This window comes from Patulibacter ginsengiterrae, assembly GCF_056269115.1.
On record NZ_JBWDOG010000007.1, the window covers coordinates 127,099 to 153,319 of the forward strand.

Here is a 26,221-nt window from a genome sequence, read left to right on the forward strand (position 1 = left end):
CCGCGACCTTCGTCACGGCGGCCGGCGGCGGTCTCAGCCGCGTCCGGGACCGACGCCGAGCAGCGCCGCGACGTCGTGCCAGCTCGGCGGCCCGACCAGCTCGGGTAGGTCGCCGGCGGTCGCGCGCCGGCGCCCCTCGCTCGTCGAGCAGAAGCGGGCGTCGGGGATCAGGCCGACGCGCCCGATCAGCAGCCGGTCGGCGTCCCAGCAGACCGCGATCGTCGGCTCGTCGGAGCGGGTGCCGTTGGTGTGGTCGCGGAGCGCCTCGGAGAGGACGGCCGCGCGCTCGTCGGAGAGCCGGAGCACGCGGTCGGCCCGCAGCTGGTCGAGCAGGATCGCCGCCCGCGGGCCGTGCTCGCGGTCGTAGCCGTCGTCCTCGCGCTTGGCGTCGTGGAGCAGCGCGAACAGCAGCAGCAGCTCGTGATCGGCCGCGGGCGCGGCGGCGCCTTCGCCGACCCCGGCCAGCTCGGCGGCGGTGGCCCCGACGGCCCGCCAGTGGTCCGGCCCGTGGATCGTCGAGCCGAGGTGGCTCGCCTCGCCCTCGACGGTGGCGACCAGCGCGTCCAGATCGTCCCAGGGGCAGGTCATGGCCGGGAATCCTCGCAGGCCACCGGCCGATCGCGACGGGTCGTGGCCGTCTGTCGCACAGCTCGGCGTTTCGCGATCTCGTCCACCGTCACGGTCGAGCAGGCCTCGCGCGGTGCTCCGCGCCCCGCCCGCCGCCGAACTGATGCGGATGGACCGCCTCTACGGCCGCAAGTCCGCATCAGCTCCCGCGCCGTCCCGTTGCCCGCCCCGCGTCGTCCGGTGCGCCCGCCGCCGTTCCGCCGTTCCGCCGTTCCGCCGTTCCGCCGTTCCGCCGTTCCGCCGTTCCGCCGGCCCCGCCCGCCCCGTCGCCCCGCCCCGCCGCCGCCCGCCGCCCAGCATCCGGCCCGCACCGACCGAACACGACGAACGGGTGGTTGACAGCGCGTTCCGGGTGGGAGTCGGGGAGACCGCTGGCACGATGCCCGGAAATGTCCGAGCAACCCCTGATGGTGATCGTGGGACGCGGCCCGCTGGCGGGGGGCGTCGACCGGGCGCTGGCCGCCGCCGGGCACGCGACGATGCGCCTCCACAGCCCGGCCGATCGCGACCTTCGCCGCGCGCTCGCGGGCAACGTGGCGGCGATCGTGGTCGTCTCCCGCGACGACGTCGTCGCGATGCGGACGGCGCTCCTGATCGAGTACGCCCGGCCCGGGATCCGCCTGATCGTGACCGTCTTCGACCGCACGATCGCGACCCAGATGCGGCGGGCGATCCCCAACTGCCACGTGATGTCGATGGCCGGCGTGACGGTCGGGGCGATCGTCGGCCCGTGCCTCGGCAACGCGCTGGTCGCCGTCCACCGCACGCCGGAGGTGACCGGGATCGTGGTCGGTGCCGAGGGCCCGGAGGCGAAGCCGATCGCCGATCCGGGCCCGAGCCGCGTGGCCCGGATCGGCCAGGTGCTCGCCTCCCAGCTGCGTCCCCACGACCGGACCGCGCGGATGCTGTTGGCCAGCTTCGCGGGGATCGTCGGGCTTGTGGTGATCGAGGCGCTGGTCGTCGGCCTCAGCCACCACGAGCCGATCGGGACTGCGCTCTACGCGGCGCTCAAGGTCACCACGACGGTCGGCCCGAGCCCGGCGATCGACGCCTCGCCGGGCTGGCTCCAGACCTACGGGATCTTCTCGATGGCCGCCGCCCTGGTCCTCGCCGCGGTCTTCACGGCCTCGCTGACCAGCCGGCTGCTGAGCCGTCGGATGACGGCGATCGTCGGCCGGCGGACGGTCCCGCGGCGCGACCACGTCGTGGTGGTCGGGCTCGGCCAGGTCGGCTTTCGGCTCTGCCGTGAGCTGCAGGAGCTGGGCGTCGGGGTCGTCGCCGTCGAGCGCGACCGCAACTCCCGCTACCTGCGGGTCGCCAAGCGCTACGGGATCCCGGTCGTCTTCGCCGACGGTCGCGACCGCTTCGTGTTGGAAGGGCTGTCGTTGGGGCGGGCACGGGCGCTGGCGGCGGTCACCTCCGACGAGGTCGCCAACATCACCGTCAGCGTCGCAGCGCTGGCCGTCGAGCCCGGGCTGCGGACGGTGCTGCGGGCGGGCGGGGGCGACGTGACGCTGGAGACGCAGGCGCTGTTCCCGGTCGGCGTCGCCCAGGACCTGCCCCGGATCGCGGCGGCCGCGTTCGCCGCGACCGCCGCCGGCGAGGCGGTCGTCCAGGCCTTCCTCCACGACGGGCAGACGTACGTGCAACGGGTCGACGGCACGGTCCTCGCGGTCGAGACGCCGCCCGAGCCGGGCGAGCACTGAGCGAGGGAAACGATGGCGAGGCTTGACCACGATCCGGACGCGACTAGTATGCAAGCAGTGTCGACGGGTCTGAAGATCGAGCTCTCGGACCGCGTCCGCGGAGGCACCCGTCAGCGGGTCTACACGGCGCTGCGTGACGCGCTGGTCGCCGGGCAGCTCGAGCCGGGCCGGCGACTGTCCGAGAACGAGCTCGCCGAGCGGCTCGGCGTCAGCCGCACGCCGGTCCGCGAGGCGCTGGTGCGACTACGCGACGACCGGCTGGTGGAGATCGTCCCGCAGCTCGGCACGTTCGTCTCGAAGATCTCGATCGCCGGCGTCGGCGACGCCCAGTTCGTGCGCGAGGCGCTGGAGTGCGCGGCGATCCGCCTGGCCGCGACCCGCGTGACCGCGGCGGACCTGCAGGCGCTCGAGCTGCTGATCGCGCGGCAGGACGACGCCCACCGGGCCGGCGACTTCGACCGCTTCTACACGCTCGACGACAACTTCCACGCGCTGCTCTGCGTGACCTCCGGCCACGGGATCGCCTGGTCGGTGGCCCAGCGGGCGGACGGCCATCTCAACCGCGTCCGGCGCCTCAGCCTGCCGGTCCCGGAGTACATGGGGGAGATGATCGAGGAGCACCGGGCGGTCGTCGCGGCGCTCGCCGAGCACGACCCCGACCGCGCCGAGGCGGTCCTCCACCACCACCTGCGGATGGTCCTGTCGGGCCTCCAGCCGATCCGGGCGGCGCACCCGGACTACTTCGAGGACGAGTAGGCCGGTCCCGCGGGGCCGGGCCACGAACGCCCAGCGCGGTCTGCCCGCCGCCAGCCGGCCGGTTCTGCCAGCGCGGCCCGGCCAGCAGGGCGTGCGAGGGACGAACGCCCGCCCCGCTCGCATCCGGCCCGGCCGCGCGACATGATGGCCTCCACCCGAGAGTTGGAGGAACACCGCATGTCCGACGCCCCGCTGCGGCTGGAGCGCGACGGCAACCTCGCCGTCCTCACCATCGACAGTCCCCCGCTGAACCTGTTCGACCGGGCGATGTTCGACGGCCTCCGGGCCGCCGTCGCCGAGCTTGCCGCAGACCCACCGCGCGGGCTGCTGATCCGGGCCGAGGGCCCGGTCGTCTCCGGCGGCGTCGACGTCCACGAGTTCCACGGGCTGACGGCGCAGCAGGGCGGCGACCTCTGGCGCGACCTGCTGGTCCTGATCCGGACCGTCGAGCAGCTGCCGTGCCCGACGGTCTTCGCCGCCCACGCCCTGACCCTGACGGCGGCCTTCGAGCTGGCGCTCGGCTGCGACCTGATCGTCGCCGGTCGCGGCGCCACGTTCGGCCTGGTCGAGACGGTCGTCGGGCTGACCCCGTCGATGGGCGGTCCCCAGCGGCTCGCCGCGCGCGCCGGCTCCGGCCGCGCCCGCGAGCTGGTGATGACCGGCGAGCTGTTCGACGCCGAGACGCTCGAGCGCTGGAACGTCGTCAACCGGGTCTGGGACGACGCCGAGGTCGACGATCGCGCGCGCAAGCTCGCCCAGCGGCTGGCCGACGGCCCGACCCGGGCCCACGACGCGACCAAGCAGATCGTCCAGGCCTGGGTCGACGGCGGTCTGGCCGCGGCCGACGCGATCGTCCCGGGCGTCTCCGGTGCGCTGTTCGAGAGCGAGGACCTCCAGACCGCGGTCGAGGCCTTCCTGGCCGAGGGCCCGCGGCACAAGACGGTCTACGAGGGCCGCTGAGGCGCGGGGCGGGCCGTTGAGGCGCGGGGATGCGGGGCTGATGCGGGTTGGCGTTGCCGGTGAACGGCAATCCGCATCAGCCGCCCACCGCGCCCGCCCGCCCACCGCGCCCGCCCGCGGACCGCGCCCGCTTCACCAGGTCGCGGTGTGCCGCTCCATCACGCCGTAGCCCGAATCGAGGGTCACGCCGCCGGGGAGCTGCCCGCTGAAGTGGCCGAACGGCTGCTCGTAGCTGCTGCGCAGGAGCAGCAGGTTCTCGTTGCGGCGGCGGGTCGCCTCGCTGGTGAAGCGGAGCGCGACGCCGGCGCCGTCGACCGCGGTCAGGTCGGGCGCGAACGTGACCGGCTCGACCTGCTGGGGAACGCCGTCGATCCAGAGCGTTCGCTCGCTCGCCCGCGGATCGTCGTGGATCCCGGAGACGAGGTTCCAGGCGATCGTCCGGTGCTGGTCGTCCTGGCCGATCCCGGCCGACCAGTGCCAGGCGGTGTGGCGCGGCGGGTAGCCCCCGGAGTCGTCGACCATCGCCAGGGCGTCGATCGTGTGCACGACGCCGTCGAGCTCGATCGTCCCGGCGATCGGCACCGCGCCGCGCTTCGCCGTCCAGGCGTAGCCGGAGCCGTAGGGGGTGACGGTCTCGACCCGACCGGGGTCGCGGCCATCGGGGTCCTCGGCGAACTCGAGGTCGATCTTGACGTCGCCGTCGCGGACGATCACGCGCCCGGGCGGGAGCTGGACGCCGGCGGCGCGGCGGTGGGTGCGCTCGCGGAGGCGACCGGTCTCGCGCTCCCAGGTCGCCCAGAACGTCTGGCGGAACGGGCCGACCCGGACGTCGCCGACGCAGATCGACAGCTCGGGGCCGAACACGCCGACGTAGCGCCACTGCTTGCGGACCCGGCCGGCGTGCAGCATCGGGAGGGCATCCGGCGGTAGCGCGATCCCCTGGGGACGGGTCGGTGCGTCGCGGTCCGCGGTCGCTCCGCGGTAGGGCTGGTCGAGGGGCACGAGCCGATTCTCGCCGAACGGCGGGCGTTCGGGGCGAACGTGCTCGGCCCCGGCCCGGCGCCACGCGGCACGCGGGCGCCGAGCCCGCCGGCTGTCGGGCGCCGGCTACCCCAACTGCTCGGGGCGGGCGAACTGCCCGTGGAAGCCGAACGGGATGTGGTGGGGGACCCGCGCGCGGGCGATCTCCTTCAGGTCGCGGGCGTCGAGCACGACCAGCGAGGAGGCCTCGCGCGCGGGCTCCAGGACGACGCTCAGCAGCACGCCGTCGTCCTCGGCCGTGCCGTCGGGGCGGCGGACGAAGATCGCCTCACCCGCGTAGCTGCCCGGGTCCTGCCAGGTCTCGGTGGTGCCGTTGGAGATCGTCGTCTTGGTGATCGCCGCCAGGAACCCGTCGGTCTGGCCGGGCCCGACGCCGAAGACGACGTCGTAGGGGCGGCCCTGATGGCGGCCGTTGATCCGCGGCAGCTCGAACTGCGTGTCCGTCAGCCGCTCGGGCGTGACCGTGCTCGTCCCCGGCGTCAGCGCGTAGCGCTGGAGGTGGGGGAACGGCGGCTGGACGGCCGCCCGCAGCCGGTCGAGCGAGAGCCCCTCGACGATCCCGGCGTCCTCGAACGCCAGCAGGTCGACGACGATCGTGTCGCCGTCCTCGAACGCGTTGACGTGGTGGAAGCAGAACATCGGCGGAGCGGTCCACGGGCCGAGGGTCTCACCGCTGGTGCGGTCGATCGCCCACAGCCGCGAGCCCTGCTCGGGCTTCCAGCGGAAGTTGTCGATGAACGGCCGGCCGGAGGTCGCCAGCCGCAGCATGTCGACCACGAACGGCGACTCGCTGACGATCGCGTAGCGCGGCGTCAGGCCGAACGAGTGCTGGTAGCCGGGACGGCGGACGGGGATCGTGCCGATCGTGCGCTCGCCGCCGTCGGGGTGCCGCGCGACGACGGCGTAGCGCGGACGGGCCCCGAGCACGACCCGCAGGTCGAGCATGTCGCCGCTGTCGTGGTCGTAGTGCGGGTGGGCGTTGGGCAGGGAGAGCTTCGGGCCGCGCTGCTCGACGCCGAGGCTCGCGAGCGTCTCGGGGTCGAAGATGACCGCCAGCGGCGCTTCGGTCAGGGCGAGCCAGCGGTCGCCGAGGCGGCCGACGTTGACGGCGCCGTTGTCGGTCAGGCCGGGGTCGAAGAGGCTCGCGACGCGCTGGAACGCGGTTCGGCAGGGATCGGTCGCGAACTCGCGGTAGGCGAGCTTGCCGGTCTTCTCGTAGGCGGTGCCGGCCTTGCCGCGCAGCAGCCGGTTGGCGTAGGAGACGGAACCGTCGGCGAACGAGAACCGGTGGAGCATCGCCAAGCCGTCGAACCAGTGGTTGACGGAGCTACCGTCGGCGAGGTCCCAGCGGGCGGGCCCGGTCCGCAGCAGGCTGCCGGCGAGCCAGGGGGGAAGCGTGCCGCTGACCTCGAGGTCCTCGATGACGGTCTCGAGCGGCTGGTCCCGGTAGGCGAGCGCGGCCACGCTGCGCTCGGCGTCGTGCGACGAGCTGGTCGGGGCGGCCGCGACCGGGGACGGGGCGTTGGAGCCGGCCGGCGGCGAGACCGGCGGGGCGGCCGGGGCGGCGGAGGGCGTTCCGTCGGTGAGCGATGAGGAGGAGGGCACGGGTGATCCTGACGGTGAGGGGGAGCGTCGGCGGCAGGCGGTAGCATTGACCTACTTGTCCGATCTGGATGATCTGGAAGATACCCTCCGAAAAGGACTGTTGTCAAGCATGAGCACCTCGCCCCCCAGCGGTCGTGCCTCGGGCGGCGCCCCGTCACGGCTGACCCCGGCCCAGGTCATCGTCCTGGGCCTGCTGCGGTTCTCCGGGCAGGCGACGCCGTACGACCTCAAGATCGGCGTGGCGGGGAGCGTCGGCAACTTCTGGTCGGTGCCGCACTCGCAGCTGTACGCCGCGCCGGACCGGCTCGTCGCGCTCGGCCTGGCCAGCGTCGAGCAGGAGAGCGCCGGACGGCGACGCAAGTCGTACGCGATCACCCCCGCCGGCGAGGCCGCGTTGGACGCCTGGGTCGCCGATCCGCCGACCGACCTCGGGGAGCTGCGGACGCCGGCCCTGCTGGCCGTCTTCTTCGGCGCCGACCCGGCCGTCGTCGCCCGGACGCAGCTGCCGCTCCACCGCGCCAAGCTCGCCGAGTACGAGCGGTTGGTCGCCGCCGGTGAGGCGAGCCCGGCGGGTGCACCGCGCGGCCCGCTGCTGACGCTGCGGGCCGGGGTGCTCTCCGAGCAGGCCTGGATCGGGTACTGGACGGCGATGCTGGAGGAGCCGGCCTAGGACCGCCCGCCGCGGCGCGGCCCCGCGGTTCGGCCCCGCGGCGCGGCCCCGCGGTTCGGCCCCGCGGTCCGGGCGCGCGGCGCGGGCGAGCGGTCCGGTGTCCCGCGCGGTCAGCCGTGCCCGGCGGCCGGTTCGAGCGCTACGGGAGCTGCTCGGCCCGCGCGAACTGGCCGTGGAAGCCGAACGGGATGTGCTGGGGGACGCGCGCCCGGGCGATCTCGCGCAGGTCCTTCGCGTCGAGCACGAGCAGGGACGAGCTCTCGCGCTTCGGCTCCAGGACGACGCTCAGCAGGACGCCGTCGTCCTCCGCGGTGCCGTCGGGGCGGCGGACGAAGACCGCTTCGCCGGCGTAGCTGCCGGGCTCGTCCCAGATCTGGGTCTTGCCGTCGTCGATCGTGGTCTTGGTGATCGTGGCGAGGGCGCTGTCGGCGCCGCGGGGGCCGACGCCGAAGACGACGTTGTACGGCAGGCCGGTCCGGCGGCCGTTGATCCGGGGCAGCTCGAACGGCGTCGGTGTGAGCTGCTCGGGCGTGGTCGTGGTGGTGTCGCGGCGGAGCAGGTAGCGGTGCAGCTGGGGCGGCGTCTGGGGTTGGGCGGCGGCGCTGCCGCCGGCCCGCAGGTTGGCGAGCTCGAGGGCCTCGACGATCCCGGCATCGGCGAAGGCGAGCAGGTCGACGACGATCTCGCCGTCGCGCTCGAAGGCGTTGACGTGGTGGAAGCAGAAGAAGGCCGGGGCCTTCCACGGCCCGAGGGTCTCGCCGCTGCGGCGGTCGATCGCCCACAGTCGCGAGCCCTGCTCGGGCTTCCAGCGGAAGTTCTCGATGAACGGCCGGCCGGAGGTCGCCAGCCGCAGCGGGTTGACGACGAACGGCGACTCGCTGACGATCACGTAGTTGGGGGTCAGGCCGAACGAGTGCTGGTAACCGGGTTGGCGGACGGGGATCGTGCCGAGGGTGTGCTCGCCGCCGTCCGGATGCCGGGCGACGACCTGGTAGCTGGAGCGTCGTCCGATCACGACCCGCAGGTCGAGCATGTCGCCGCTGTCGTGGTCGTAGTGCGGGTGGGCGTTGGGCAGGCTGAGCTTGGGGCTGCGGTGCTCGACGCCGAGGCTCTCGAGCGTGTTGGGGTCGAAGACGACGGCCATCGGCGTCTCGGTCATCGCCAGCCAGCGGTCGCCGAGGCGGCCGACGTTGACGGCGCCGTTGTCGGTCAGGCCGGGGTCGAAGAGGCTCGCGACGCGCTGGAAGGTGGTCCGGCAGGGATCGCTGGCGAACTCGCGGTAGGCGAGCTTGCCGGTCTTCTCGTAGGCGGTGCCGGCCTTGCCGCGCAGCAGGCGGTTGGCGTAGGAGACGGCGCCGTCGGCGAACGAGAAGCGGTGGAGCATCGCGAGGCCGTCGAACCAGTGGTTGACGGAGCTGCCGTCGGCGAGGTCCCAGCGAGCCGGGCCGGTCCGCAGCAGGCTTCCGGTGAGCCAGGCGGGAAGCTGGCCCTCGACCTCGAGCGCGTCGCAGGTCAGCTCGTTGGGCTGGTCGGCGTAGCCGAGGGCGGCGGCTGCCGCGTCGTCGCTCGGGGGCGTCGAGGGGGCGGAGGTCGGTTGGGTGGGTGCCGGCGCGGAGGGCGAGGGCGTCGATCCGGTGGGGGTGGGGCGCATGATGCTCCTGACGGGACGGGAACGTCGGTGGTGGGCGCTAGCATCGTGCTCGCTCACCGCCTAAATGATCCTACATATACGCTCCGAAGTGGACTGTTGTCAAGCGTGACCCCATCTTCCTATGTCCCGTCCCCGGCGGACGACTACCCGCAACCGCTGACGCCTGCCCAGGTGATCGTGCTCGGCCTGCTCCGGTTCCTGGGCCGCGCGACGCCGTACGAGCTCAAGGCGGCGGTGGCGATGAGCGTCGGCAACTTCTGGACGGTGCCGCACTCGCAGCTCTACGCGGAGCCGGACCGGCTGGTCGACCGGGGCCTGGCCAGCGTCGAGCAGGAGCCGGGCGGTCGTCGGCGGAAGTCGTACGCGGTGACGCCGGCCGGCGTCGCGGCGCTGGAGGGCTGGGTCGCGGAGCCCCCGACCGACACGGGGGAGCTGCGGACGCCCGCGTTGCTGGCCGTCTTCTTCGGGGCGGACCCGGCGGAGGTCGCCGCCACCCAGCTCCCGCTCCACCGGGCCAAGCTCGCGGAGTTCGAGCGGCTGATCGCGGTCGGCGAGGCGAGCGGCCCCGACGCCCCGCGCGGGCCGCTGCTGACCCTGCGCGCCGGCTACACGGTCGAGCAGGCGTGGATCGAGTACTGGACGGCGATGCTCGACGAGTCGGTCTGAGGGTCGCGGTCGAGGCCGCAGGGTCGCGCCGCCACGGGCGCGGGCTGCCAGGCGGCGGCGCACGGACGCGGTCGGCGGGTGCGCGGAGGCCGACGGGGCGTGGGGTGGGAGGATCCCGACACGATCGAGAGTCGTCGTTCACGGGCCGTTCAGCGCCGCTTGAGCGCGCGGTCCTAGGCTGGGGCGAGCGACGACGGAACCGCCGCGACGGCGCCGCAGCGTTGCCCTCTCGACCCGACCAGAGACCATGATCAAGCGTGATCTGAACCACTGTCCCGGCTGCGGGGAACGCGTGACCGCCTTCGCTGCCGGCTGCTCCTACTGCGGAGCCCGGATTGACACCGACCGCTTTCGCAAGGCGCACTCCCCGGGCAAGCAGGCGACCGCACAGCTGCGGTCCTGGATGCGCAAGGCGGGACCGCGCCGGTAGGCGCGTGGCCGGAGGCGCCGGGTGGCCCCAGGCCCGGGTCGCCGGACGTCTGGTGGCGCGGAGGTCCGAGGCAGGTGGGTCGAGCCCGGGCACGCCGGCCGCGTCGCGGGCGGGGCGGCCAGGCCGCGACGACCCCGCACGACCTCGAGGGCGGCTACCGTCCCGGAGATGCCGCGTCGTCATCCCACGCCGGGGCCGGGGCGTGGGTCCCGGCGCCGCAGCACGCCGTCGCGCCCCGATCCCGCCCGCGAGGCCGAGCGGGCGCAACGACGACGCGCGGTCTGCGCGGCCAAGGACCGTTACGCCAGCGAGAGCGAGGCCCGCGCCTTCGCCCTGATGCATCAACCCGGTCCGGGGCGCCGTGCGGTCCCGTACCGCTGCGACGTCTGCGAGGGCTGGCACCTGACCTCGCCGCCCGGGGGCTGGTGAGGGGCCGGGACAGACCGTGGCCGGCACCGGCGCGATGCCGCGGGCTGGGTGACCTGAGCGGCCGCCAGGCACGAAGCTGGAGCGGCGAGGCGGTCGGCTCAGCCGTGCTCGCCGCTGCCGGCGGCCCCGGCGAGCACGCGCTCCTCGACGATCAGCCGCTGGACCTCGGTCAGCGGCAGCTCGGCCCCGTCGGCGAGGAGCGCCGCCGCCTGGTCGAGGGTCAGGCCGGTGCCGGTCAGGATCGACCCGATCAACGGCGGGGCGCTCGACGAGCAGACGCCGTTGGGGCAGGACGGGTCGGGAACGGGGGACTGGCCCATCGATCGAGGGTAGCGTGGGCGGTCGAGCAGCCCGGTCGCCACGGGCGATCCGGGGGTCGACGGCCTCCGGCGGGCCTGCGGCGGCAGTGCGGCCCCGCGTTGCCGTCCCTTCCCGGGTGGCGGGGCCCGCCGCGACGACCCTCAGGCCGTTGCGCTCACCAGGCCGCCTTGACGTAGTCCTTGAGGAAGCAGCCGTAGAGGTCGTCGCCGGCCTCGCCGCGGACGATCGGGTCGTAGACGCGAGCGGCGCCGTCGACCAGGTCGAGCGGAGCGTGGAAGCCCTCGTCGGCCAGCCGCATCTTCTGCGGGTGCGGGCGCTCGTCGGTGATCCAGCCGGTGTCGACCGCCGTCATCAGGATCCGGTCGCTCTCCAGCATCTCCTGCGCGCTCGTCCGCGTGAGCATGTTCAGCGCGGCCTTGGCCATGTTGGTGTGGGGGTGCCCCGGACCCTTGTAGCCGCGGCCGAACTGGCCCTCCATCGCCGAGACGTTCACGACGTAGGTGCGGCGGGCGCTCGACGCGCGCATCGCGGGACGCAGCCGGCTGACGAGGATGAACGGCGCGGTCATGTTGCAGAGCTGGACCTCGAGCAGCTCCATCGGGTCGACCTCGTCGACGGTCTGGACCCAGCTGTTGGTGTGGTGCAGGTCGGGGACGAGGCCCCCGGCGTCGATCGCGTTGCCGAGCGCGATCCGCTCGGGCGAGGCCGACTTCGCGGCCAGCGCCAGCTCGGTCAGGGCGTGCGGGGTCGGCGCCCAGTGGTCGCCGCTCGACTCGGCGAGCGTCTGGGTCCGGCTTCCACCGACGTCCCCGGCACGGCCGAGGGTCAGGACGTCGGGGATCGTGCCCGACGGCAGCGCAGCGGCCTCGGCGTCGGCGAGCAGCCCGTAGGACTCGGCCGAGCGGCGGACGGTCTGGGCCGCGTTGTTGATCAGGATGTCGAGCGGACCCTGGGCGGCGACGGTGTCGGCCAGGGCGATCACCTGGGCCGGATCGCGGAGGTCGGTGCCGATGATCCGCAGCCGGTCGATCCAGTCGGCGCTGTCCTCCATCGCGCTGAAGCGGCGGACGGCATCGCGCGGGAAGCGGGTCGTGATCGTGGTGTGGGCGCCGTCGCGCAGCAGGCGCAGCGCGATGTACATCCCGATCTTGGCCCGGCCGCCGGTCAGCAGCGCCCGCTTGCCGCTGAGGTCGGTGCGCTGATCGCGGCGGGCGTGGTTGAGCCGCGCGCAGTCGGGGCAGAGCTGGTGGTAGAAGGCGTCGACCTCGACGTACCGCGTCTTGCAGATGTAACAGGCGCGCGGCTGCTTGAGGATGCCGGCGAGCGCGCCGGACGCGTTCGAGACCAGCGGCAGGCCCTGGGTCTCGTCGTCGATCCGGCCGGGAGCGCCGGTCGCCGTCTTCGCCGTGACCGCGTCGTCGTGGGCGAGCACGGTCTGGCGGATCTCGACCCGGCGTCGCTTCTTGGCCGACTTGTAGAGGCTGGCCGTGGCCCGCTGGATCGTGACCGCGTCGGGGTGCGTGGTCGGCAGCTCGTCGGCGGCGGCGAGCACCCGCAGGCAGATCTCGAGCTCGGCCGGGTCGATCGCGGAGGCGGCGGGCTCGGGCACCGGCGCGTCCGCCGTCGCGGGCGTCGGCTCTGCCCCGTCGGTCGTGCGGAGATCGTCCGCGGCCTGGTTGTCCTGCTGTACCGTCATTCCCGTCACCGCTCGTGTCGCGTCTTGGAGCCTGGCGCACCGCCGCGTCGGGACGCGCTGGTCGTGGTGCGGCAGCGTGGCGCGGCCGGTAGCGACCGTACGCCAACCAGGAACTGTACGCGGGAACGGCCGTTCGTTCGCTGCCGACCGCCCCGCCTGGGAAGCTGGACCGTCCTCTTCGCCCATGTCTGACGCCACCCTGATCGAACACGCGCGGCTCGCCCGCAAGCACTACGAGCTGCCCTCGTACCAAGCCTTCCTGCGCCGGTTGGGGGAGACGATGGAGGCCCATCTGCGGTCCCTGATCGCGGCGGCGGGGATCCCGGAGAACCAGTCCGAGGTCGAGTGGCGGATCAAGAGCCCGACGTCGTTCGAGGAGAAGGCGGCGCTTCCGGATCCGACCGATCCGTCGCGCCCGAACTACCGCTTCCCCTGCGACGAGATCAGCGACCAGCTGGCGCTGCGCGTGATCGCGTTCCTGCCGGCCCAGGTCGAGGCGGTCGAGCAGGCCCTCGCCGACGACGACGACCTGACCGTGCGGGAGGTCCGCAACAAGGGTTGGCACAACAACGACGAGCGCCAGTTCGGCTACCAGAGCGTCCACGTGCTGGTCGATCCGCGGTCCGCGCTCGGGGCGCCCGATCCGCCGAAGGACTACCGGATCCCGCGGATCGAGATCCAGCTGCGGACCCAGCTCCAGCACGTCTGGGCGGAGCTGGAGCACGCCTCGCGCTACAAGGGCGCGGCCGGCTCGCGGGTGTCGCGCAAGTTCGACCGGGCCGCGGCGCTGATCGAGATGGTCGATGAGCTGCTGCAGGAGATCGACGACGCCGCGGCGGGCGGCGGACGGCCGGAGGACACCGTCGTCGTCGCGTCCGATCTCGGCGTCGACGGCGAGCAGGTCCCGCCCCGCCCGGTCGGCAGCCGGCTGACGGCGCGGGCGATGCGGTCGTTCCTGGCCGAGGTCTTCCCCGCCGCTCCGCCGAGCCGCGGCGCGGGCAGCGAGGAGTGGATCCGGCGGCACGCGCTCGAGCTGGGGCTCGACACCGTCGAGGCCCTGCGCGAGGCCGTCCGCAGCGTCGACCTGGCGGGGATCGACCGGACCTTCCGGGAGGGCGTGACCTGGGAGCGCAACCAGGTCCGCTGCCTCGACGACGCGCTGCTCGCGTTCGCCGGGGCGCCCTACATCGACATCGCCGAGCGGCTGGTCAGCGAGGAGGACCAGGCCCAGCGGCAGAAGCGCCCGCGGGTCCTGGGCTGGCGGTTGAAGCGGATGCGCGAGGCCGGCGTCATCGACTAGCGGCGCGTGTGGTCCTGTGGCGCGGAGGGCCGGTGGCGCGTGGGCGCGGTGGCGCGGTGGCCGGTGGGCGCAGAGGCCCGGAGGCGCGGTGGCCGGTGACCCGGAGGCGCGTGGTGGGCGGGGCGTGGAGTCATCTCGCGTCGCTGGGCGGGTCGTGGGGTCATTCTGCGTCGCATAGCGACGCGAGATGACCCCGGTCTGCCCAGCCGGGGTGGAATGACCCCGCCTGGGCACGCCGCCCGACTGTCGAGGTCGGACGAATCGGGCGACGGGGGCCGCGGCGACGACGTCGGCGCGCGGCCTGTGCTCACCCGAGCTCGCGCAGCAGCCGCAGGAACCGCCCCGATCCGAGCGCCGTCGCGCCGACGGCCTCGATCCGCCCGACCAGCTCGCGATCGGAGCTGACCACGACGTCGCCGTCGCCGGCGAGCTCGGCGATCAGGTCGTCGGCGTGCCCGGCGAAGCGGGCGAGCACCCGCAACAGCTGGATCTCGATCGGGCGGCCGTCGTGGACCACGATCAGCTCGGCCGCGGGGTCGTCGAGCAGCGTCCGGCCGAGGGCGTCGGCCGTGTCCTCGATCTCGTAGGTCAGCCGGACCCGCGCGGCCTCGCGGTCCCGCCACCAGCCGTCCGGCCGGGCCCCCATCACGTTCGAGCCGTCGACGATCAGGCGGGCCATCGGGGCGAGCGTACGCGAGACCGCGGCGCCTCAGCCCGTCAGGACCGGCGTCGCGCCGCGGATCGTGGCGCGCCGGAAGCGGTGGCCGAGGACCTGGCCGGCGCCGAGCCGCAGCTCGAGGATCCCGGTCCGGTTGGTCAGCGGCGAGTGCGCCGGGAAGACGAAGTTGCCGAGGCTGTAGGCGACGATCCGGCGACCGGAGCGGACGACCGGCTGGAGCACGTGGGGATGGGCACCGATCACCGCGGTCGCCCCCGCGCTCAGGGCGATCCGGGCCAGCTCGACCTGGCGGCCGCTGGGGCGGGTGTCGCGCTCGATCCCCCAGTGGAACGTGGCGACGACGACGTCGGCGTCGCGCGCGGCCCGCCGGACGTAGCGGCGGACGGCGTCTGGCGTCGCCCACGCGGCGCCGGGCCGTGACCCGGTCGCGCGGAACTCGGGCGGCAGGATCTCGTTGAAGCCGACGAACGCGACCCTCAGCCCCAGCCGCTCGACGATCGCCGGCCGGTAGGCGGCGGTCTCGGTGCTGCCCGCGCCGATCGGAGCGACGCCGTTGGCCCGGACGTTCCGCAGCGTGTCGAGCAGCGCGTCCTGGCCGTAGTCGCCGGAGTGGTTGTTGGCCAGGTTGAGGACGTCGAAGCCGGCCTGCGCCGTCGCCGCCCGCAGGGCCGCCGGGGTGCCGCGGAACGTGTACTGCTTGGCGAACGGCCGGCCCCGCAGGCTGATCGCGCACTCGAGGTTGCCGAAGGTCAGGTCGGCGGCCCGCAGCAGCGGTCCGACGCTCCGCCACGGACCGTTGACGTTCCCGCCGGCGATCGAGCCGAGCGGGGCGGGGGCGAGGTTGATGTCGCCGACCGAGGCGAGGGTCAGCGGCCGCACGCGGGTCTTGACCAGCGGCGTCGGCCGGCCGTCGGCGCCGACCGCCCGCAGGGACTGGACGCCCTTGGTGTCGGGGAGCCGCAGCCGCGCCGTGGGGTCGGTGACGGGGGCGCCGCGGGCGACCCAGCGACCGCTGATCCGCTGCTGGATCCGTGCCGGCAGCTCGACCCCGCGGACGCGGAGGAGCAGGCGGCCACCGGGGGCGACGGCCGGCGGGGCGGTGAGCGCGCCGGCGATCGCGGGCGGGGGTGCGGCGGGCTCGGGGTTCGCGGGGGCGGGCGCAGGCGCCGCCGGAGCAGGCACGGGGGCTGTCGAGGTCGACGGAGCGGGGGCGACGACGGCGATCGGCACCGGCGGGACGGGAGGGGGCGTGGCGGGCATGGTCGACCGGGTTCGGGGACGGGACGAGCGCGGATCCTGACGGGTGCGCGCTGCCGCCGGGCTCCCGCCTCGGCTGGCGGCTGGCTCCCGCGCCGCGAGCGACGCAGGAGCCGAGCCGCCGCCGATCAGCCGGCCAACGAGGCGTCGAGCGTGATCTCGGCGACGCCGGCCAGCGCCTTGCTGACCGGGCAGCCGGCCTTCGCGGCCGCGGCCTGCTCCTGGAAGGTCGCCTCGTCGATCCCGGGGACCGTGCCGACGGTGGTCAGCGCGATCTTGGTGATCGTCGGCGCGCCGTCGACCAGCCGCAGCGTCACGACCGCGTCGGTCTTGACCGAGTCGACCGGTGTGCCGGCCTCGGCGAGGATGTTCGACAGCGCCATCGAGAAGCACGACGCGTGCGCTCCGGCGATCAGCTGCTCGGGGTTGGCGCCGGGGCCGTCCTCGAACCGCGACTTGAACGAGTAGTCGCCGCTGATGCTGTCACCGGCGGTGAACGTGCCGCTCCCGGACTTCAGGTCGCCGTTCCACTCTGCGTGGCCCTTTGCGGGCATGGGTGCCTCCTTGGTCGCTTGGCCTCGGTTCGAGCCTATAGGGCGGACCCTCGCGGCCTGCCGGGGCGTGGCGCGACGGGGCTTCGTCGCGGATCGGCGCGAGCTCGCGTCCGGTTCGGTGCAGATCGCCCCTAGATCCGGCACAGGCAGCTCGGCGAGGCTTCTGGCCATGAGCACCGTTCGCCAGGGACTGCAGATCGGCCGCGCGGTGACCCACCGGTGGTCACCGCCGCGCGGCCTGCGGCCGAACTCCCGCCGGGCTGCCGTCGTCTGGTGCTACGTTTGTCGCACGATGTCGCACGTTGGCGTTCGAGACCTCCGAAACCACACCGCCGACGTCCTGCGCCGCGTGCAGGAGGGGGAGGTGCTGACCGTCACCTCGCGCGGAGTGCCGGTGGCGATGTTGGGGCCGGTGAGCAGCGAGACGCGGCGCCCGCTGCCGCGTCACGAGCTGGTTCGACGGCTGATGCGGATCCAGGCCGATCCCGGGTTGCGCGATGATCTCCGCGAGCTCGCCGGGGAGACCACCGACGACCTCGGACCGATCCGTTGACGCCCGCCGGACGTGGCCACGCGTCGCGCGGGATCCTCGACACCAGCGTGCTGATCGCGGCCGAGTCGGGGCGAGCGATCGATGTGAACGGCCTGCCGGAGGAGTCGGTCCTGTCCGTGGTCACGGTGGCGGAGCTGCAGGCGGGTGTCCTGGTCGCGGCCGACCTCGAGGCGCGGGCGCGGCGGCTGGCCACGCTCGAGAGCGTCGCCGACGTCACGCTGCTGGGAATCGATGCCGCCGTCGCGGCCGCATGGGCGCGGCTGCGGGTGCATTTGGCCGAGGCGGGGCGGAGGGTCAATGTCAACGACCTCTGGATCGCGGCGACCGCCGTCGCCCACGAGCTTCCCGTGATCACCCAGGACGACGACTTCGCGCCGCTGGACGGGGTCGCGGGCCTGGCGGTCGTGCGGGTCTAGGGGCAGGCTGCGTGCCGACCGTCGATCCGCTGACGTGAGCCCGGGGCGTCGCCCCGGAACGGGCCGCCGGCCGCTGAGTCCGGGCGACCGGGCGCGGGCGGACGCCGTCACCGGGATGCCGTGGGGCGGTCACCCGGCATACTGGGCCGGTGTCCTCGCTCGACACCGTGACCCCGGAGCTCGACGCGATCGAGGAGCTCGCCGCGCTGCTGCGGTCCCGCGACGTCCTGGTCCTGACCGGCGCCGGGATCTCGACCGAGAGCGGGATCCCCGACTACCGCGGCCCGGACGGTCAGCGGCGGGTGACGCCGATGCAGCACCGCGAGTTCGTGGGCTCGTCGGAGGCCCGGCAGCGGTACTGGGCGCGAGCGTTCGTCGGTTGGCGGAACTTCTCCTCGGCCGGACCCAACGCCGGCCACGAGGCGGTCACGCGGTTGCAGCGGGCCGGTCACGTCGGCGCCGTGATCACCCAGAACGTCGACGGGCTCCACCAGCGGGCCGGCGCCGAACGGGTGATCGAGCTGCACGGCTCGCTGGCGCAGGTGGTCTGCCTGACCTGCGGCGACCGCAGCAGCCGCTGGGACCTCGACGACCGGATCGCGCACGAGAACCCCGGCTACGCGGCGGCCAGCGGCGAGATCCGGCCGGACGGTGACGTCTCGCTGCACGAGCTCGACGTCGCCGCGTTCGTCGCCCCGCGCTGCCTGGGCTGCGGCGAGGACACGCTCAAGCCGGACGTCGTCTTCTTCGGCGACGCGGTGCCCAAGCCGCGGGTCGAGCACTGCTTCGCCCTGACCGACGCGGCCCCGGCGCTGCTCGTGCTCGGCTCGTCTCTGGCGGTCTTCTCGGGCTACCGGTTCGTTCGGCGGGCGGCGGCCGCCGGGATCCCGGTCGGGCTCGTGACCCACGGGCCGACCCGCGCCGACGGCGACGTCAGCGTTCGGCTCGACGCGCCGCTCGGGGCGACCCTGACCGCGGTCGCCGAGCGGCTCGGAGCCTGACGGACGGCGGGAGCGCCGCCGATCGGTGGGAGGCCTACGCGGCCTGGCCGCTGAGGATCGCCACGAACCGCTCGACGGTCCGGCGCTCGGCCTCGGGCAGCTCGCCGTCGACCACGACGAGCAACGTCATCGGCCCGCGCTTCTCGGCCCAACTGCGGGCCTCGTCGCTGAACGCGGGCGCGAACCAGACCAGGGCCAGCGAGCCGGCGTGGGCGATGATCGTCCGCTCCTGCTCCTCCGGCGTCGCTTCGCTGCGGACGACGGGGATCGCGGTCAGGGCGAGGGTCCGGGCCGCGGCGTCGACGGCGGCCAGGCCACCCTCGTCGACGGTCACGGCGACCTCGCCGTCGCGGAGCATCTCGGCGGCCCAGCCCGTGGGTGAGCTCGTCAGGGTCCCGGGGGCGCAGACGAGGCGGAAGAGCGGGTCGGTCACGGGCGCCACGGTAACGGTTGCGCGGCCGGGCTGCAGCCCTGGTCGGCGAACGTCCGGCCCCGCGAGAGGGAGCCTTTCCGCTTGCGAGGATGGCGGGGTGCCCGCGACGTCGTCACGGCCGCCCGGTTCCCGTTTCGCCTTCCCGCTGGTCGCGGCGGCGTTCGCGGTCGTGATGCTGGGGACGACGATCCCAACGCCGCTCTACGGGCTCTACCGCGTGGAGTTCGGCTTCTCGGTCTTCCTCGTGACGGTGATCTTCGCCGTCTACGCGGCCGGGGTGATCACGGCGCTGCTGCTGTTCGGCGCGCTCTCGGACCAGATCGGCCGCAAGCCGGTGCTGCTCGCGGGCCTGGCGTTCTCGGCGCTCAGCGCGCTCGTCTTCCTGCTCGCGCACGACACCGCGCCGCTGTTCGTCGGCCGCGTGCTCTCCGGCCTCTCCGCCGGCATGTTCACGGGCGCGGCGACCGCGACCCTGATCGACCTCGCGCCGCCCGAGCGACGGCGGGAGGCGACCCTGGTCGCGACCGTGGTCAACATGGGCGGGCTCGGGCTCGGCCCGCTCGTGGCCGGGGCGTTGTCGGAGCTCTTCGGCGCACCGCTGCGCGTGGTCTTCGCCGTCGACCTGGCGGTGGTCCTGCTGCTGGGTCTGCTGCTGGCGCTGCTGCCCGAGCCCGGTCGTCGGGTCGAGCATCCGCGCCTGCGCCCGCAACGGCCCGCGATCCCGGCCGAGGTCCGCGGGGTCTTCGTCCCGGCCGGGATCGGCGTCTTCGCCGGCTTCGCGGTGCTCGGGCTCTTCACCTCCGTCGCGCCGTCCGTGATGACGGAGCTGATGGGCGTGTCGCACCGGGTCGCGATCGGGCTGGTGGTCTTCGGGGTCTTCGCGGCGTCGGCCGTTGGCCAGTCGGTGATGGAGCTCGTGCCGGTGAGCCTGGCGCAGCGGCTCGGGGTCGGGGTGCTCGCGGCCGGGGTGGTGGTGTTCGGCTTCGGGATCGGGACGACGACCTTCGCGCTGCTCGTCCTCGGCGGCCTGGTCGCGGGCGCGGGGCAGGGGCTGAGCTTCAGCGCCGGGATGGCGGCGGTCACCTCGGCGGCGCCGGCCGGGCGGCGCGGCGAGGTCGCCTCGAGCTACTTCGTCGTCGCCTACGTCGCGATCTCGCTGCCGGTGATCGGCGTCGGCGCGCTGGCGGCGTTGACCAGCCTGAAGACGGCAGGCGAGGTCTTCTCGGTGATCGTCGCGCTGCTGGCGTTGGTCGCCTTCGGCCTGCTGGTGCGGCGGGCCGGCCGGGATGCGGACTCCGCGTCCGGCGCCGCGTGACCGACGGTCGTCCCGCGGACGCCCACCCACGCCGCGGAGGCCGCGGGTGGGGTGGCAGACCGGCCCGACCGGACTAGGGCAGCGGCGTCACGATCGTCCAGGGCTCGACCGTCCAGCGGACGACCAGGCCGGCGGCGACGTACGGATCGTCGACCACGAACGTCTCGGCGACGCGCGGATCGTTCCCGCGGAAGGCGAGCATGCCCGTGTGGGCGGGATCGCCGACGGCGCCGGCCACCACCAGGTGGCCGTCCTCGCGCCAGCGTTCGATCGTGGCGAGGTGGGCCTCGCGGTGCGGCGTACGGCGCTCGGCCATGTCCGGCACGTACTCGTAGATCAGCAGGAAGAGCGTCTCGGGCATCGGATCCTCGTGGGGGCGGGACGGCCACGGCGGCAGTCCCGGACGCGCTCCATGATGACGGCCCGCGACGACGACCGGCCGCCCTGGGGCGGCCGGATCGGTGTCTGGCCCCGGTCCCGGGGGACGCGGAGCGGGGTGCCGTGGCTCAGTCGCTGTACTCGCGGAGGTAGCGCTCGTACGTGCGCATGTGCCCCTCCTCGTCGCGGAGGATCGAGATGACCATGTCCTGCGTGGCCCAGTCGACCCCGTCGGTGGCCTCGATGATCCGCGTGTAGTGGGCGATCGCGCCGGACTCGGCGTCGATGACGCCCTTGATCACCGAGGCGACGTCGGTCGGGTCGCCGTTCGGCTGGAGCCCGGCGTCGGTGTCGCGCGGGAAGTCGGCCGAGCCGGGGACCGTCCCGTAGAGCTCCTTGATGCGGTCGGCGAACTGCTTCGCGTGGCCGAGCTCCTCGCCGACGTCGGAGGCGAGATCGGCGGCGATCTCCTTCGCGCGGATGCCGTCGAGGTTCGACGACTGCGCGAGGTAGTTGGTGACGGTCTCGACTTCCATCCAGTACGCGGTGATGAGGAGGTCGACGATCTCCTCGCGCTTGGACGCGTTCTGGTTGGAGAGGATCCCGGCGCTGGCGTGGTGGGTGACGGTCATCTCGGCTGCTCCTTGTTCGGGGGCGTTGCGACCACTATAGCTAAGATCTACAAATAACGCATGATTTAGGATAGCCTCACGCGGTCGCGGGTGCCCTCGATCCTCTCCGATCGGCGGGGCGATCGGGGAACGAGTGACCGGCCCGCCATTGGCGTGCGGGCTGGGGTACGTATACGCCGTTGAGGCGAGGGTGGGGCGAGCCCGCGAGGGATCGCGACCGCGGAGGGATCGCGACCGCGGAGGGATCGCGACCGCGGAGGGATCGGCCGGTCGGCCGGGGCGGGCCTCAGGCGTGCGGCTGCGGGGTGACGGCCTGCTCGGCGCGCCAGGCGGCGAAGCGGCCCTCGGGGGTGCTCAGCCACACGTGGAGGTCGCGCTCGAAGCGCAGCCAGCGGCGGGCACGGAAGCCTGCCGTGGGGATGTGATCCTGGGGGAGGATGTGTTCCCGCTGCACCCCTGCAGCGTAGCAAGGGCCACCTAAGACGTAGCCCGCCCTAACTTCCGCCCTGGTCGTCGCCGACGGAGGCGGCCCCGGCGGCGACCGCGACGGCCGGTTCCGCCTCCGGCCCACCTCGGGCGCGGAGCTTGCGGACGACGGCCAGGCTGACCGGCTCGGCGACCGGTGCGCGGCCGTCGACGACCGCGTCGATCACCTCACGCTTCTGCCGCAGGATCTCCGACATGTCGTGGTCGATCGTGTCCGGCGCGAGCAGGTACCAGGCGGTCACGGCGTCGCGCTGGCCGATCCGGTGGCACCGGTCCTCGGCCTGGTCGTGCATCGCCGGCGTCCAGTCGAGCTCGAGGAAGGCGACGTTCGACGCGCGGGTCAGGGTGATGCCCTGGCCGGCGGCCCGCATCGAGCAGACGATCAGCCGATCGGCGTCGGGGGTCGGCGCGTCGGGGTCGACGGCCCGCAGACCGCCGCGGTGCTCGGGCGACGGATCGCCGGCCTGGAACCGCCGGATCGCCTCGTCGCGGGCGGTCGCGCTGTCGTTCCCGAGGATGTGGAGGGCGCCCGGGAAGCGCGCGAGGACCGCCTCCTGGATCTCCTTGTGCTGCGCGAAGACGATCAACGACTCGCCCGAGGCGAGGAAGCTCGAGATCCAGGCGATCGCCCCCGGCAGCTTGCCGCGCGCGGCAAGCCGGCGGAGGTGGTTCATCCGCACCAGCTGCTCGGCGCGGAGGGCGGCGGCGATCTTGGCGTCGAGCTCGCGGAGGTCGAGCGGCTGGGTCCGCAGCCACGCGATCACGTCCTTCTCGGCCAGCCGGTACTCGGCCGGATCGGCCAGCTCCAGCGGGACCTCGACCCGCCGCTTGGCCGGCAGCTGCGGCAGGACGTCGATCTTGAGGCGGCGGACGAAGCCCTTCGAGCGCAGGTGCCAGTGGAGCCGGTCGTGCGACTCCGGTCCGCGGAACCGCCGGGCCAGCTCGGCGCCGGAGCCGAAGTCCTTCAGGCGGTCGATCAGCCGCAGCTGCGCGGTCAGCTCGCGGGGCTGGTTGAGGACCGGGGTGCCGGTCAGGGCCAGCCGCAGCCCGTCGGGGGTGACCGCCTTCGAGAGCTTCATCGCCGCGCGGGTCCGCTTGGCCGTCGGCTCCTTGCAGAAGTGCGACTCGTCGAAGACGACCGCCTTCGGCCCGCGCTCGGCCAGCCGCTCGTGGTGGGCGGCAACGATCTCGTAGTTGAGGATCACCAGGTCGGCGTCCTCCGGGTGCGCGAAGGCGGAGACGTCGAGCGGCGTCGCCCACGGGTTCGGCCGCGGCGCCTTGGCGGTCGCCGGGTCCTCCCACTGGGTCGCCCCGCGTCCGTGCAGCACGGCGATCTTGCGGTGGGGCAGCCAGCTCGCGGCCTCGCGCTGCCAGGTCAGCTTCATCCCGGCCGGGCAGACGACGACGGCCGGGTAGGCGCCGTCGGCCTCGAGCGCGGCGAGCGCCTGGACGGTCTTGCCGAGACCCTGCTCGTCGGCGAGGAAGGTCCGGCGGCGGCTGAGGATGTAGCGGACCCCGGCGTGCTGGAACGGCTGCAGCGTGCCGCCGAGGCGGAGCGGCTCGCCGGCCTTCGTGCGCTTCAGCGGCGAGGCCTTCTCGGCGGCGGACAGCTCGATCGTCTCGATCCGCTCCTCGTGCTGGACGCGGAGGGTGGCGAGCTGGTCCTGGGCGGCGGTGGTGACGGAGAGGTACGGGTGCCGCTCGATCAGGGCCAGCAGCGCCGGCAGCAGCGACGGGTCGGCGGGGATCGCGATCGTGGTGCCGGGATCGATCTCGGCGTCGCCGCGGCGGTAGCCACCGCTGGGCGAGGTCTCGAGCGGGATCGCCTCCGGCAGGGCGGCGAACTCGCCGTGGAGCCGGCCGCTCCAGCCGGGCATCAGCTGCATCTGCACGGCCTTGTGCTCGCCGCGACCGACGCGGAGGGTGGCCGCGGCGGGCATCCGGCCGATCCGCAGCTCGGCCGAGGCCAGCATCACGACGGTGTCGACGGTCAGGCCCTCGACCCGGTCGAGCACCGCCACGCCGTCGCGGTCGAACGGCAGCACGTGGACGATCGGCTTCGGCAGCGGGGCGAGCTCGGCGAACTGGTCGCGAACGGGGTCGGGCGCCTCGGGCTGCTCGTCGGCGGTCGCGGAAGGGTCGTCGCTCGCGGGCACAGGGACGGCGTCGGGGTCGCCCGCGCCCGCGTCGTCCGCGGCCTCGCGCTCCGAGCCGGCCTCGGTCTCGGCCGCGTCCGGGGCCTGCGGGCCGTCGGTGCTCCCGGCCCGGGGCTCCTCCGGCTGGACCTCCTCCCACCGCTGCGCGTGGTCGGTCAGCGTGTTGGGCGGGGTCCCGATCAGGCTGCTGACCGCCAGTCGCGGGCCGTCGTCGAGCTCGATCACGTGCGCCTGGCCGTGCCAGCGCGTCATCCCGCGCAGCCAGTCGGAGACGTGGACGTCGGGCATCAGGCCCGCGGTCGGGTGCTCCAGCAGCTCGCGGACGATGATCGCGGCGTGGACCGAGAGCGGCGCCCGCCAGCGCCGCCCGCCCCAGTCGAAGTAGCGGCCGGGGATCCGGCGGACGGCGTCGTTCATCCACCGCGGGACGTCCAGCACGAGCTCCGGGGCGCCGTGGCCGCGGGACTCGATCGTGAGCGGGTGATCGGCGACGGGATCGATGAGCAGACGGTAGGACACCGCCGCGTCGGCCGCCGTCCCGTGCGGGTTCGCGGGAGCCGTCGCGTCGGCTCCTACACGCTCTCGCGCTCCGGCTCGACCTCCGCCAGCGGCTGCACCCCGAGCCCGGCGAGCAGGTCCAGCAGCCGGAAGGCGAGCAGGATCTGGAACTTCGTCTCCGCGTCCCGCAGCGGCTCGTCGAGCAGCTCGCCGATCCGGGCCAGCCGGTACTTGACCGTGCTCGGATGGATGTGGCAGCGCTGGGCGACCCGCTGGTGGTGGCCGTCCTCCTCGACGAACGCCCGCAGCGTCTCCAGCAGCTCCCCGGTCCCCGCCTGGTCGTGGCGCGCGATCGGCCCGAGCACGTCCCGGACCAGCCCCGCCGCGTTCTCGGGGCGGGCGACGTCGAGCATGAACCGGAGCGGGCCGATCTGGTCGTAGGCGACGATCCGCGGCTCCGGCCGGCGCGCCGCGAGGGTCATGCAGGCGGTCGCCTCGCGCAGGCCGGCGGCGACGTCGGCCCCACAGCGGCTGACGCCGATCGTCACCCCGTGGGCGACCAGCTGCTCGTCGGCGGCGAGGCGGGCGGCGAGCGCCTCGCCGTCGGTCGTGTCCCCGATCAGCGCGATCACGTGCAGCCGGCCCCGCCAGGCGCTCAGGACCCGGACCGCCGTCTGCCGCTCGGTCCGCAACGTCGCCCGCTGGACCGCACCGCGGACCGCCCGCCGCGAGCCACTGCCCGGATCGACGAGCAGCAGCTGGTGCGGACGGGTGAGGTCGATCCCGAACCGCGCGGCCCGGGCGACGACCGACGGTGACGGCCGCCCGCCGTCGCGCAGCAGCTCGTCGAGGATCTCCCCGCGCAGCCGCCACTCGACCTGCTGCGCGGAGCGGTGACGCATCAGGGCGAGCGCGAGCACCGTCGCGCCGTGGGTCAGCGCGTTGCGTTCGAGCGCGGTGACGGGGGCCGCGCCGAGCACGGTGATCCGGCCCAGCTCGGTCCCCGCGGCCAGCAGCGGCACGATGTCGGCGACCACGTCGGGGGCGGCGATCGCCGGTGGGTCGAGCTCGGCATCGAGGCCCTCGCGGTCCTCCGCGCCCGGCTCGACGCGGTAGACGTAGGGCGCGACGATCTGCTGGTCGAGGATCAGCCCGCGGCCGATCAGCTCGCCCAGTCGGCGGACGACGCCGTCGATCCCGAGGTCGGCGACGGCGGTCGCGTCGAGCTCGCGGTGCATCTCGAAGGTCGCCTCGAGCAGCCGGGTCTTGGTGACCAGGCTGCGGAGCAGGCGGGCGTTCTCGATCGCCACCGAGGCCTGGGTGGCGAGCGTCGAGACCGTGGCGGCGTGGACGGGGGCGAAGGCGGTGGTCCGGCGGTTGGCGACGTAGAGCGCGCCGACCATCCGGTCGCCACGCAGGATCGGGGCGCAGACGACCGAGCGGACGCCCTCGCGCAGCATCGTCTCCCGCACCGGCCCCGGCGGCGCCCAACCCCGGTAGTCGGCGACGACCAGCGTCTGGCCGTGACGGAGCGCGGCCCCGCCGAGCCCCTCGCCGAGCACCACCTCCATCTCGTCGAACCCGGGGTGGCGGGCGCCGCGGGTCTCGGCCACGTGCACGCGGCTGGCGTCCTCGTCCAGCAGCGCCAGCCAGGCGAGGTCGGTCCGGAGCAGCTCCTGGGCCTTGCGGACGACCAGCGCCAGCATCCGGTCGAGGTCGATCTCCTCGGCCTGGAGCGCGCGGCCGACGTCGACCAGTGCCTCGAGCACGTCGGCGGGCAGCTCCCCGTGACCGCCGCCGGCCGCATCGGAGGAGACGTACTGGGCCTCGGCGGCTGCTCGCATCTCGGGAGTCTCGTCGGCGCCGACGGGGGACGCAACCGTTCCTGGGTGGTCTCGCCCCGGTTCGTCCCGACGGGACAGTCGGCGGCCCCGATCTTCGCCCGCACCAGCCATGGCGTCCGCGGGTCTGGCGCGGATACGTTCGCTCCATCGCCGGGGGAGAC

The 26,221-nt window shown here is 74.2% G+C and carries 26 protein-coding genes; 11 read left to right on the forward strand and 15 right to left on the reverse strand.

Annotated features, from left to right (window positions below):
* Positions 1-33: 33 nt before the first annotated feature.
* Positions 34-588, reverse strand: coding sequence for a hypothetical protein (locus ACVUH9_RS12050; RefSeq protein WP_475757190.1), 555 nt, complete (start codon positions 586-588; stop codon positions 34-36).
* Positions 589-1,016: 428 nt separating this feature from the next.
* Between ACVUH9_RS12050 and ACVUH9_RS12055 the strand changes: the two genes are divergently transcribed.
* The 3 genes from ACVUH9_RS12055 (at position 1,017) to ACVUH9_RS12065 (ending at position 4,049) form a co-directional block, all read left to right on the forward strand.
* Entirely contained in the window at positions 1,017-2,333 is a 1,317-nt protein-coding gene (locus ACVUH9_RS12055; RefSeq protein WP_475757191.1) for an NAD-binding protein, read from the forward strand.
* A gap of 57 nt (positions 2,334-2,390) precedes the next feature.
* Entirely contained in the window at positions 2,391-3,089 is a 699-nt protein-coding gene (locus ACVUH9_RS12060) for a GntR family transcriptional regulator (protein WP_475757193.1), read from the forward strand.
* Positions 3,090-3,266: 177 nt separating this feature from the next.
* A complete protein-coding gene (locus ACVUH9_RS12065) occupies positions 3,267-4,049 on the forward strand; it encodes an enoyl-CoA hydratase/isomerase family protein (RefSeq protein WP_475757195.1) in 783 nt (260 codons plus the stop codon).
* A gap of 132 nt (positions 4,050-4,181) precedes the next feature.
* Here ACVUH9_RS12065 and ACVUH9_RS12070 read toward each other — a convergent pair whose 3' ends face one another.
* Both ACVUH9_RS12070 and ACVUH9_RS12075 read right to left on the reverse strand, forming a co-directional pair.
* Complete coding sequence (locus tag ACVUH9_RS12070; protein ID WP_475757197.1) at positions 4,182-5,051, reverse strand: DUF2804 family protein; 870 nt, start codon at positions 5,049-5,051, stop codon at positions 4,182-4,184.
* A gap of 105 nt (positions 5,052-5,156) precedes the next feature.
* Positions 5,157-6,695, reverse strand: coding sequence for a carotenoid oxygenase family protein (locus ACVUH9_RS12075; RefSeq protein WP_475757199.1), 1,539 nt, complete (start codon positions 6,693-6,695; stop codon positions 5,157-5,159).
* A 109-nt stretch (positions 6,696-6,804) separates the two neighbouring features.
* Here ACVUH9_RS12075 and ACVUH9_RS12080 point away from each other — a divergent pair, with 109 nt between their 5' ends.
* Positions 6,805-7,365, forward strand: coding sequence for a PadR family transcriptional regulator (locus ACVUH9_RS12080; protein ID WP_475757201.1), 561 nt, complete (start codon positions 6,805-6,807; stop codon positions 7,363-7,365).
* A 139-nt stretch (positions 7,366-7,504) separates the two neighbouring features.
* On the opposite strand, the gene ACVUH9_RS12085 is transcribed toward ACVUH9_RS12080, so the two are convergent.
* Positions 7,505-9,016, reverse strand: coding sequence for a carotenoid oxygenase family protein (locus ACVUH9_RS12085; RefSeq protein WP_475757203.1), 1,512 nt, complete (start codon positions 9,014-9,016; stop codon positions 7,505-7,507).
* A gap of 105 nt (positions 9,017-9,121) precedes the next feature.
* Between ACVUH9_RS12085 and ACVUH9_RS12090 the strand changes: the two genes are divergently transcribed.
* Positions 9,122-9,682, forward strand: a complete 561-nt coding sequence (locus ACVUH9_RS12090; protein WP_475757205.1) for a PadR family transcriptional regulator — start codon at positions 9,122-9,124, stop codon at positions 9,680-9,682.
* 598 nt (positions 9,683-10,280) lie between these two features.
* Positions 10,281-10,541, forward strand: a complete 261-nt coding sequence (locus ACVUH9_RS12095) for a hypothetical protein (RefSeq protein WP_475757206.1) — start codon at positions 10,281-10,283, stop codon at positions 10,539-10,541.
* Positions 10,542-10,639: 98 nt separating this feature from the next.
* Here ACVUH9_RS12095 and ACVUH9_RS12100 read toward each other — a convergent pair whose 3' ends face one another.
* Together ACVUH9_RS12100 and ACVUH9_RS12105 are read right to left on the reverse strand one after the other, a co-directional pair.
* A complete protein-coding gene (locus ACVUH9_RS12100) occupies positions 10,640-10,861 on the reverse strand; it encodes a hypothetical protein (protein WP_475757208.1) in 222 nt (73 codons plus the stop codon).
* 155 nt (positions 10,862-11,016) lie between these two features.
* Positions 11,017-12,558, reverse strand: a complete 1,542-nt coding sequence (locus tag ACVUH9_RS12105; protein WP_475757210.1) for an SDR family NAD(P)-dependent oxidoreductase — start codon at positions 12,556-12,558, stop codon at positions 11,017-11,019.
* Between the two features lie 184 nt (positions 12,559-12,742).
* On the opposite strand from ACVUH9_RS12105, the gene ACVUH9_RS12110 reads away from it, so the two are divergent.
* Positions 12,743-13,858 carry a GTP pyrophosphokinase gene (locus ACVUH9_RS12110; protein WP_475757212.1) on the forward strand — a complete coding sequence of 372 codons (1,116 nt, stop codon included), beginning with the start codon at positions 12,743-12,745 and terminating at the stop codon, positions 13,856-13,858.
* A 307-nt stretch (positions 13,859-14,165) separates the two neighbouring features.
* On the opposite strand, the gene ACVUH9_RS12115 is transcribed toward ACVUH9_RS12110, so the two are convergent.
* From ACVUH9_RS12115 to ACVUH9_RS12125, 3 genes are all read right to left on the reverse strand, one after another.
* Entirely contained in the window at positions 14,166-14,537 is a 372-nt protein-coding gene (locus ACVUH9_RS12115; RefSeq protein WP_475757214.1) for an NYN domain-containing protein, read from the reverse strand.
* Between the two features lie 30 nt (positions 14,538-14,567).
* Positions 14,568-15,767, reverse strand: coding sequence for a CapA family protein (locus ACVUH9_RS12120; protein ID WP_475757216.1), 1,200 nt, complete (start codon positions 15,765-15,767; stop codon positions 14,568-14,570).
* Between the two features lie 155 nt (positions 15,768-15,922).
* Positions 15,923-16,348 carry an OsmC family protein gene (locus ACVUH9_RS12125; protein WP_475757218.1) on the reverse strand — a complete coding sequence of 142 codons (426 nt, stop codon included), beginning with the start codon at positions 16,346-16,348 and terminating at the stop codon, positions 15,923-15,925.
* A 292-nt stretch (positions 16,349-16,640) separates the two neighbouring features.
* Here ACVUH9_RS12125 and ACVUH9_RS12130 point away from each other — a divergent pair, with 292 nt between their 5' ends.
* The 3 genes from ACVUH9_RS12130 (at position 16,641) to ACVUH9_RS12140 (ending at position 18,318) form a co-directional block, all read left to right on the forward strand.
* The gene (locus ACVUH9_RS12130; RefSeq protein ID WP_475757336.1) at positions 16,641-16,901 is read left to right on the forward strand and encodes a type II toxin-antitoxin system Phd/YefM family antitoxin; all 261 of its coding nucleotides are present in this window, start codon (positions 16,641-16,643) and stop codon (positions 16,899-16,901) included.
* Complete coding sequence (locus ACVUH9_RS12135) at positions 16,898-17,317, forward strand: PIN domain-containing protein (RefSeq protein WP_475757220.1); 420 nt, start codon at positions 16,898-16,900, stop codon at positions 17,315-17,317. The genes ACVUH9_RS12130 and ACVUH9_RS12135 overlap by 4 nt, the downstream gene beginning before the upstream one ends.
* Before the next feature lie 149 nt (positions 17,318-17,466).
* Positions 17,467-18,318, forward strand: coding sequence for an NAD-dependent protein deacetylase (locus ACVUH9_RS12140; protein WP_475757223.1), 852 nt, complete (start codon positions 17,467-17,469; stop codon positions 18,316-18,318).
* Positions 18,319-18,352: 34 nt separating this feature from the next.
* Here the strand turns inward: ACVUH9_RS12140 and ACVUH9_RS12145 are convergent, their stop codons facing one another.
* Positions 18,353-18,751, reverse strand: coding sequence for a hypothetical protein (locus tag ACVUH9_RS12145; RefSeq protein WP_475757224.1), 399 nt, complete (start codon positions 18,749-18,751; stop codon positions 18,353-18,355).
* 97 nt (positions 18,752-18,848) lie between these two features.
* Here ACVUH9_RS12145 and ACVUH9_RS12150 point away from each other — a divergent pair, with 97 nt between their 5' ends.
* On the forward strand, positions 18,849-20,066 hold the full coding sequence (locus ACVUH9_RS12150; protein WP_475757226.1) for an MFS transporter: 1,218 nt from the start codon (positions 18,849-18,851) through the stop codon (positions 20,064-20,066).
* A 73-nt stretch (positions 20,067-20,139) separates the two neighbouring features.
* Here ACVUH9_RS12150 and ACVUH9_RS12155 read toward each other — a convergent pair whose 3' ends face one another.
* The 5 genes from ACVUH9_RS12155 to ACVUH9_RS12175 form a co-directional block, all read right to left on the reverse strand.
* Positions 20,140-20,427 (reverse strand): YciI family protein, encoded by a 288-nt coding sequence (locus ACVUH9_RS12155; RefSeq protein WP_475757228.1) that lies wholly within the window; start codon positions 20,425-20,427, stop codon positions 20,140-20,142.
* A gap of 145 nt (positions 20,428-20,572) precedes the next feature.
* Positions 20,573-21,076, reverse strand: a complete 504-nt coding sequence (locus ACVUH9_RS12160) for a ferritin-like domain-containing protein (protein WP_475757230.1) — start codon at positions 21,074-21,076, stop codon at positions 20,573-20,575.
* Between the two features lie 286 nt (positions 21,077-21,362).
* On the reverse strand, positions 21,363-21,530 hold the full coding sequence (locus tag ACVUH9_RS12165; protein ID WP_475757232.1) for a hypothetical protein: 168 nt from the start codon (positions 21,528-21,530) through the stop codon (positions 21,363-21,365).
* A 40-nt stretch (positions 21,531-21,570) separates the two neighbouring features.
* Positions 21,571-24,237, reverse strand: a complete 2,667-nt coding sequence (locus ACVUH9_RS12170) for a DEAD/DEAH box helicase (protein ID WP_475757234.1) — start codon at positions 24,235-24,237, stop codon at positions 21,571-21,573.
* A 53-nt stretch (positions 24,238-24,290) separates the two neighbouring features.
* Positions 24,291-26,060 (reverse strand): helix-turn-helix domain-containing protein, encoded by a 1,770-nt coding sequence (locus ACVUH9_RS12175; protein WP_475757236.1) that lies wholly within the window; start codon positions 26,058-26,060, stop codon positions 24,291-24,293.
* Between the last annotated feature and the right edge of the window lie 161 nt (positions 26,061-26,221).

Coding starts and splice junctions, on each gene's coding strand:
- ACVUH9_RS12050 (WP_475757190.1), bottom strand. CDS start 588: ATGACCTGCCCCTGGGACGATCTGGACGCGCTGGTCGCCACCGTCGAG.
- ACVUH9_RS12055 (WP_475757191.1), top strand. CDS start 1,017: ATGTCCGAGCAACCCCTGATGGTGATCGTGGGACGCGGCCCGCTGGCG.
- ACVUH9_RS12065 (WP_475757195.1), top strand. CDS start 3,267: ATGTCCGACGCCCCGCTGCGGCTGGAGCGCGACGGCAACCTCGCCGTC.
- ACVUH9_RS12080 (WP_475757201.1), top strand. CDS start 6,805: ATGAGCACCTCGCCCCCCAGCGGTCGTGCCTCGGGCGGCGCCCCGTCA.
- ACVUH9_RS12085 (WP_475757203.1), bottom strand. CDS start 9,016: ATGCGCCCCACCCCCACCGGATCGACGCCCTCGCCCTCCGCGCCGGCA.
- ACVUH9_RS12095 (WP_475757206.1), top strand. CDS start 10,281: ATGCCGCGTCGTCATCCCACGCCGGGGCCGGGGCGTGGGTCCCGGCGC.
- ACVUH9_RS12100 (WP_475757208.1), bottom strand. CDS start 10,861: ATGGGCCAGTCCCCCGTTCCCGACCCGTCCTGCCCCAACGGCGTCTGC.
- ACVUH9_RS12105 (WP_475757210.1), bottom strand. CDS start 12,558: ATGACGGTACAGCAGGACAACCAGGCCGCGGACGATCTCCGCACGACC.
- ACVUH9_RS12110 (WP_475757212.1), top strand. CDS start 12,743: ATGTCTGACGCCACCCTGATCGAACACGCGCGGCTCGCCCGCAAGCAC.
- ACVUH9_RS12115 (WP_475757214.1), bottom strand. CDS start 14,537: ATGGCCCGCCTGATCGTCGACGGCTCGAACGTGATGGGGGCCCGGCCG.
- ACVUH9_RS12125 (WP_475757218.1), bottom strand. CDS start 16,348: ATGCCCGCAAAGGGCCACGCAGAGTGGAACGGCGACCTGAAGTCCGGG.
- ACVUH9_RS12130 (WP_475757336.1), top strand. CDS start 16,641: ATGTCGCACGTTGGCGTTCGAGACCTCCGAAACCACACCGCCGACGTC.
- ACVUH9_RS12155 (WP_475757228.1), bottom strand. CDS start 20,427: ATGCCCGAGACGCTCTTCCTGCTGATCTACGAGTACGTGCCGGACATG.
- ACVUH9_RS12160 (WP_475757230.1), bottom strand. CDS start 21,076: ATGACCGTCACCCACCACGCCAGCGCCGGGATCCTCTCCAACCAGAAC.
- ACVUH9_RS12175 (WP_475757236.1), bottom strand. CDS start 26,060: ATGCGAGCAGCCGCCGAGGCCCAGTACGTCTCCTCCGATGCGGCCGGC.